We start from the raw sequence: 6,311 nt of genomic DNA, 5'->3' as shown, positions 1-6,311 counted from the left end.
GGATTATATGACTAAGCCTTTTGATCCCAGGGAGCTATTGATAAGAATGCAGAAATTGCTGGATAATCAATATGGTACTTTCACGCAAATTAAGCATATATATATAGATGCCGAACATAAGAAGGTATTCAATAATGGCAATGAAGTGGTTTTTACTGCGATAGAGCGTAAAATATTTTTCTATTTATATGAAAATAGGGATCGGATCTTAACGAAAGAACATTTCTTTGAATATTTATGGCAGCTCGAAGATAGGAATCAAAATATCATTAATGTACATATAAAAAAAGTTAGAACCAAAATCAATGATAACAACGGTGAGATCATCCAAAATATATATGGGGAAGGGTATAGATTGAATACCTATATAAAGAAATGAAATTAAAGAAAAAATACCAGCTATTATTATTTATCGCCGTTATTAGCGTGCCATTTATATTACTGTTAAACAGTATCCTTATGTCAGTCATTTATGATTTGGCCTTTAAAACTAAAAATGATGATATTCCTTTTCATCAATCTTTTGCATATCCAACAATGCTTGGGGTATTCATTTTAACATTATTATTGTTAGCCTTCTTATTTTCCAAATCTATTAACTCGCTATTAAATAAAATAAATATATTGAATGAAACCATCAGGAATTTAGCTAGTGATAAGGAGATTCCGAATATCTTAGAGATTAAAAGCAATGATGAAATCGGGAAATTAACTAAATCTGTGAACTTATTGATAGAAAGAACGACCTTTCGGGAATTGGAACTAAAACAACAGGAGGAAATGAAAAAGGAACTCTTGAATAAATTAAGGCATGACATCAATACCCCTTTAACAGCAATAAGATTACAATTGTTTTATTTAGAAGGGCAATATACGGATCAAGTTCCACTATTGCAATCACTATATCAACAAATTGATTATATTTCCGAATTAACAAATGAATATAAAATACAATCCACAGATGCTTTAGATAATTCTTATATCTTAAATGATGAAGTGAATATGCACGATTTAATAGAAATGATGGTTAAAAAATGGGGCTATTTGTATAACATGCATGGTATTGAATTAATTTATCATCCATTACATGGAAAGTTGGAATGGATAAGTAATGACTTGTGGCTTCAAAGGTTATTCGATAATGTTTTCCAAAATGTCTTGAATCACTCGAGGGCTGATAAACTTGTGATAACCATTGAAAATAATGGGATCAGTATAAAGGATAATGGAATTGGTTTTGATATCGATAGTAATAGTAAGGGGCTTGGTTTAAAAATAATTGAGGATATAGCCAAAACACTACATATAAAATATAATTTGCAATCAAACGAAAGCGGAACTTCATTTTGTTTTACAGCCGAAAAAACGATATAAGTCTCAATTGATTCGTTATTTTTACGGCATTAATATCCGGGGATTTTGTCAAGGATTCATCAATATCATTCTTTTCAGATAGTTTGCCCTATGCAACATAGTTATATATCACTTACTTATATAAAGTAATACAAAAAGGTTGCTATAGACCCACCCATTTTTAAGTTGATATGATATTCAGGTACTTAATTGTGGGGGGAAGTTGAATGGAAGAACAAAAATATAATGACCTCAAATTAGGCGAACGTGGTGCAATCATTAGTATCATTGCTTATATTTGTCTATCAATCATGAAACTTGTTATAGGATACATAAGCGACTCAGCGGCCTTGAAAGCGGATGGTTTGAACAACACGACCGATATTATCGCGTCCATTGCCGTGCTGATCGGTTTAAGGCTAGCTCAAAGACCCCCCGATAAAGATCATGGTTATGGTCATTGGAAAAGTGAAACGATTGCTTCGATGGTAGCTTCATTCATCATGTTTGCTGTTGGTATACAAGTTTTAATAGATGCCGTTGCTTCCATGCTTAAAGGTGGAAAGGAATCACCTGACATTATTGCAGGGTATGTAGGTATTTTATCAGCAATAGCCATGTATTTTGTATACCGATATAATAAAAAGCTTGCTATAAAAATTAATAGTAAAGCCGTTATGGCAGCTTCAAAAGATAATATTTCCGATGCTTGGGTAAGTATCGGAACAGCTATTGGGATTTTCGGTTCCCAATTAAATATGCCTTGGCTTGATCCCCTTACTGCCATCATAGTTGGATTATTGATATGCAAAACAGCCTGGGAGATTTTCATTCAAGCCTCGCATGAACTTTCTGACGGGTTTGATGAAAATAAAATTCATCTATATAAGGATGTAATTACAAATGTGGATGGAGTCAAGGGGATAAAAGAAATTAAAGGGAGAAATTACGGGAATAATGAAGTGATTGATGTTGTCATCCTTGTCAATTCTACCTTGGATATTAAAGAAGCACATGATATAGCGACCCATGTCGAGAAAGTGATGATGAAGGATCATGGAGTGTATGATGTTCATGTCCATGTGGAGCCCAATTAATTCTCTCCCTTGAGCATTAATAAAAAGGGAATAAAATGGCATTACAAACATATGAATAATATGCAATCATTCGTTACATTGGAAGGAAAAGGTACCTTATACAATGAAGCAGTAATCTTATCAAATAAACAGTAAATCTAAATCTATATCAATGGGTGTAATCGGTTAGATATGTTCAAAAAAATACGTGTCACTTTGTTTGCTTACCGGATTTATTGGTGAGTAACGTGAATCACCATTTCATTTGAACAAGAATCTTTTGAGATACCCTTGTGAGATTTTTAATGATCTTGTTTAGAGATGGGATTCGTCTGTTCGTTTATAGGGACTAATTCATATACAACTGCTTTATCTGTTATCAAATCAGATGAGGTATATTTGGTTTATGTATATTAATTTAGTAACAGGCGATCTCTCTCTAGAAAAATAGAGGGGGATTTTTCATGTTATTTTTAAAAGCGAATGATTTAAAGAAAAGTTACGGGAACCGTGAAGTTCTTTCCGTTGACTCACTTCATCTTTACAGCCATGACCGTGTTGGATTGGTTGGTAGGAATGGAGAAGGTAAAACGACCTTGCTTTCAATTCTAGCGGGCATGAGGGAACCCGATACAGGTTATATAGAAAGCTTTGGAACAGTCTGCTATATCCCGCAAATTGAAGAAAATGAATTAGAAATAAGCGGGGAGTTAACGAGCATATGGAAACTGCCCAATGAGAATCAAGAAATCATAAGCGGCGGCGAGCGTACTAGAAGGAAAATCGCCGCAGCCCTGTCCTCCAATACGGATGTATTGATTGCGGATGAACCTACCAGCCATTTGGATATATCCGGAATTGAACAATTGGAAAAGGATTTAAAGTCTTTTAATGGCGCTATTTTGCTTACTTCACATGATAAAGCTTTCTTAAATCACCTGTGTACAACAATATGGGAAGTCGAGCAAGGCAAGTTAACTGTATATGAAGGGAATTACGAAGCGTATATCAAACAAAAGCAAGCAAAAACAGAAAAGGAAAATAAGCAATATGAAGAGTATATCCGTGAAAAGAATCGGTTGAAACAGGCTGCCCAAAACCTCCAAGCCAAATCTGATTCAATTAGGAAAGCCCCTAAACGAATGGGCAATTCAGAAGCAAGGCTCCATAAACGGAGCGCCGGGAAACAGAAGGCGAAATTGAACCGTTCCGCTGAAGCGATTGAAACTAGAATCGAAAAATTAGCAAAAAAAGAAAAGCCGAAGGAAGATCCCCCTATAATCTTTGATATTTCGGCATTTCCATCTTTGCATAGCAAAAGGGTCATTCGATTTAATGGCTGTTCCCTGAAAGTCGGGTCAAGGATACTGAAACAACATATTTTTGGAGATGTCCCCCTAGCTTGCCGACTCGCCATCAATGGTCAAAATGGTTCAGGAAAAACGACATTATTGAAAAAGATAGTGGAGCAGCACCCAGATTTATATGTCGCTAAGCCAGCAAAAATTGGATTTTTTGCCCAACAACAAGAAAACTTGAATGAAAGTAAAACGGTTCTTGAAAATATATTGGAGGAAAGTCCCTACAATCAATCCTTTATTCGTACGCTATTATCCCGATTAGCTTTTAAAGGAAATGATGTTCACAAACAAGTATCCCTTTTAAGCGGTGGGGAAAGAGTCAGAGCTTCCCTGGCAAAAGTTTTTTTGGGAAACTATAATCTACTGGTTTTGGATGAACCTACAAATTACCTGGATATTCAAACTAAAGAGGCTCTAACCGAGGTGTTAAAAGCATATCCAGGAACCATCGTTTTTGTGACTCATGATCGTTCATTGATTCAATCGCTTGCAACACATGCACTTTCATTTGAAGATGAACCTCCGAGAGTATGTGCTATCAATCAGAAATCAACTAAATCGGCTACGCTTAAAGATGGTCATCTAGATAAACAGGCTGAACTTCTTATGATTGAAGTGCAAATCGTCGAGACCCTTGGGAAGCTGTCCAGTGTAATGAAGGAAGAGGAAAAGGAGGAATTGGATAGGGAATACCTCCATCTCTTGAACAAGAAAAAGGAGCTTGAAGATTAAGTGCCATCCATTATTAATTGCCCGGTTAAAGTAGGTGAATATAAAATAGCAATAAAATGGATGAGTCCTAATTAATCCTGATTGGTATAAGAAATATATGGAGATTTTATCAAATGGCAGTTTTTCCGAAGTGACTCAATAGTCACTTTGGATGACGCTATATAGGGAAAGGGGGAAATTACGAAAAAATCAGTAATCCGCATCCTGCCACGGCAACTGAATAAAACCAATACATAGAGGAATAAAGGTCCTTGCTCAAACTTCAGTTAATTGGAGGGAGAACCATCACTTGGTCCTTTGAACGGTGATTATTAAAACCAATCAAAAAGGAATGCCGTTTATTTTAAGCATTCCTATGCATTCAGATTTTTCTGCTGTTGCTCTCGTTTTCCGGTTCCTTTATGATTGCGTATGCAAGGTATCCTATTAAGCCCATAAATAATCCGGTGCCGCCTACAATATAAATCATTGTAAACACTTTTCCAAATGTTGTCTGCGGTTCAAAACTTGGATGCCCAACCGTACTAAGAGTAACAACACAGAAGTAAAGGGATTCAATCCCAGTCAGACCTTCCTGCTTAACATAGAAAATTGTGCCGGAAAGTAACATAATCAGGACCAATACGAAAAGAACCTGGAAGTTCTTCAATTTAAAAGCAGACCATAGAGCCTTTAGGAAACGTTTCAAGGTGAGGATAAATGAAATCATTGGTAATTCCTTTTCCTTTCGGTTTCATTCCATTTTAAGTAAAGTGAATTAGTATATCCTGATATCGAGCTTGATCAGTTAATCATTCTACTATACAGGAATTCCTTTTAGATTGACAAAAAAACGTATTGATTTTAATCTGGTATGAACTAAAAGTGTTGGTAACCAATAGAAGGTAAAAGTAAAAGAAGGAGGTCAATCATGAAACCGCGTATTACTGTCATAACATTAGGTGTTGATGATTTGGAAAAATCGTTGAAATTCTATCGGGATGGCCTGGGATTTCAAACAGAAGGAATAGCAGGCAAAGAATTTGAGCATGGAGCCGTTGCTTTTTTCGACCTCCAAGAAGGCTTAAAGCTTGCCATATGGAATCGCAGGGATATAGCTCATGAGGCCAAGGTTCCTCTATCTCCGGCAGGTCCTACTGAATTTACCCTTGGTCACAATGTAGGTAGTAAAGAAGAAGTGGATATTGTGTTGGAAAAAGCAAAAAAAGCTGGCGCAATCGTAACCGATCCGGCACATGACACTTTCTGGGGAGGATACTCTGCACACTTTCAAGACCCTGATGGACACCTTTGGGAAGTCGTTTGGAATCCGCAGTGGGACATCACGGAATCTTGAATGTGATCCATTTCAAATCGTTCTCGCTGAATAGAATCATGTTTTAGAAAACATCCTCAGCACCTCAAGTTTTAATATTTCTAAAAAGACTCTAGGCAAAAGGATTCTATCTAAAGGTTAAAACAAGGTTGATTGGTTCGGGTGTTCGAGACTCCTGCGGGAACAGCGTGTCTACGGGAGACCCCACAGGCGAAAGCCGAGGAGGCTCCCGGACCGCCCCGCGGAAAGCGAGTGCCTGGAGTGGCAAGCAACGTCCAAATTGTACAAGCCATAAAAAACTGTAGACAAAATCGATTTTCATCGAGTTTGTCTACAGTATGAAAAAGCACTTTACCTTGGGGTTAAGTGCTTGTTTTTTTATTAATGAATTCTCTACTTTTTGCAATACTTTCTTTATTCTTTTCAATCGCTTCGTTATTACTGTATTTTACCTGATTATCACTCTCATTATCC

Annotated in this window: 6 protein-coding genes; 5 read left to right on the top strand and 1 reads right to left on the bottom strand. The window is 36.5% G+C overall.

Annotated elements, in window-relative coordinates; translation table 11 throughout:
• The 4 genes from ACFVSH_RS21585 to abc-f all read left to right on the top strand — a co-directional run.
• On the top strand, window positions 1–379 hold a 379-nt coding region (locus ACFVSH_RS21585), incomplete at its 5' end, for a response regulator transcription factor (RefSeq protein ID WP_387707747.1).
• Window positions 376–1,374 carry a sensor histidine kinase gene (locus ACFVSH_RS21580; protein ID WP_387707745.1) on the top strand — a complete coding sequence of 333 codons (999 nt, stop codon included), beginning with the start codon at window positions 376–378 and terminating at the stop codon, window positions 1,372–1,374. The genes ACFVSH_RS21585 and ACFVSH_RS21580, both read left to right, overlap by 4 nt.
• 206 nt (window positions 1,375–1,580) lie before the next feature.
• Window positions 1,581–2,450 (top strand): cation diffusion facilitator family transporter, encoded by an 870-nt coding sequence (locus ACFVSH_RS21575; RefSeq protein ID WP_387707743.1) that lies wholly within the window; start codon window positions 1,581–1,583, stop codon window positions 2,448–2,450.
• A 443-nt stretch (window positions 2,451–2,893) separates the two neighbouring features.
• The gene (gene abc-f / locus ACFVSH_RS21570) at window positions 2,894–4,522 is read left to right on the top strand and encodes a ribosomal protection-like ABC-F family protein (RefSeq protein WP_387707741.1); all 1,629 of its coding nucleotides are present in this window, start codon (window positions 2,894–2,896) and stop codon (window positions 4,520–4,522) included.
• Between the two features lie 361 nt (window positions 4,523–4,883).
• Here the strand turns inward: abc-f and ACFVSH_RS21565 are convergent, their stop codons facing one another.
• Window positions 4,884–5,231, bottom strand: coding sequence for a potassium channel family protein (locus tag ACFVSH_RS21565; protein ID WP_387707739.1), 348 nt, complete (start codon window positions 5,229–5,231; stop codon window positions 4,884–4,886).
• A 201-nt stretch (window positions 5,232–5,432) separates the two neighbouring features.
• On the opposite strand from ACFVSH_RS21565, the gene ACFVSH_RS21560 reads away from it, so the two are divergent.
• Entirely contained in the window at window positions 5,433–5,858 is a 426-nt protein-coding gene (locus ACFVSH_RS21560) for a VOC family protein (RefSeq protein WP_387595255.1), read from the top strand.
• Window positions 5,859–6,311 lie beyond the last annotated feature (453 nt).

Source organism: Peribacillus sp. NPDC058002 (genome assembly GCF_042886655.1).
GTDB classification, from domain to species: Bacteria; Bacillota; Bacilli; order Bacillales; family DSM-1321; genus Peribacillus; species Peribacillus aracenensis.
This window is presented reverse-complemented; position numbering and strand designations above follow the sequence as displayed.

Excerpts from the sequence above, each read along its gene's own strand:
- ACFVSH_RS21580 (WP_387707745.1), top strand. The coding sequence starts at position 376 with ATGAAATTAAAGAAAAAATACCAGCTATTATTATTTATCGCCGTTATT.
- ACFVSH_RS21575 (WP_387707743.1), top strand. The coding sequence starts at position 1,581 with ATGGAAGAACAAAAATATAATGACCTCAAATTAGGCGAACGTGGTGCA.
- abc-f (WP_387707741.1), top strand. The coding sequence starts at position 2,894 with ATGTTATTTTTAAAAGCGAATGATTTAAAGAAAAGTTACGGGAACCGT.
- ACFVSH_RS21565 (WP_387707739.1), bottom strand. The coding sequence starts at position 5,231 with ATGATTTCATTTATCCTCACCTTGAAACGTTTCCTAAAGGCTCTATGG.
- ACFVSH_RS21560 (WP_387595255.1), top strand. The coding sequence starts at position 5,433 with ATGAAACCGCGTATTACTGTCATAACATTAGGTGTTGATGATTTGGAA.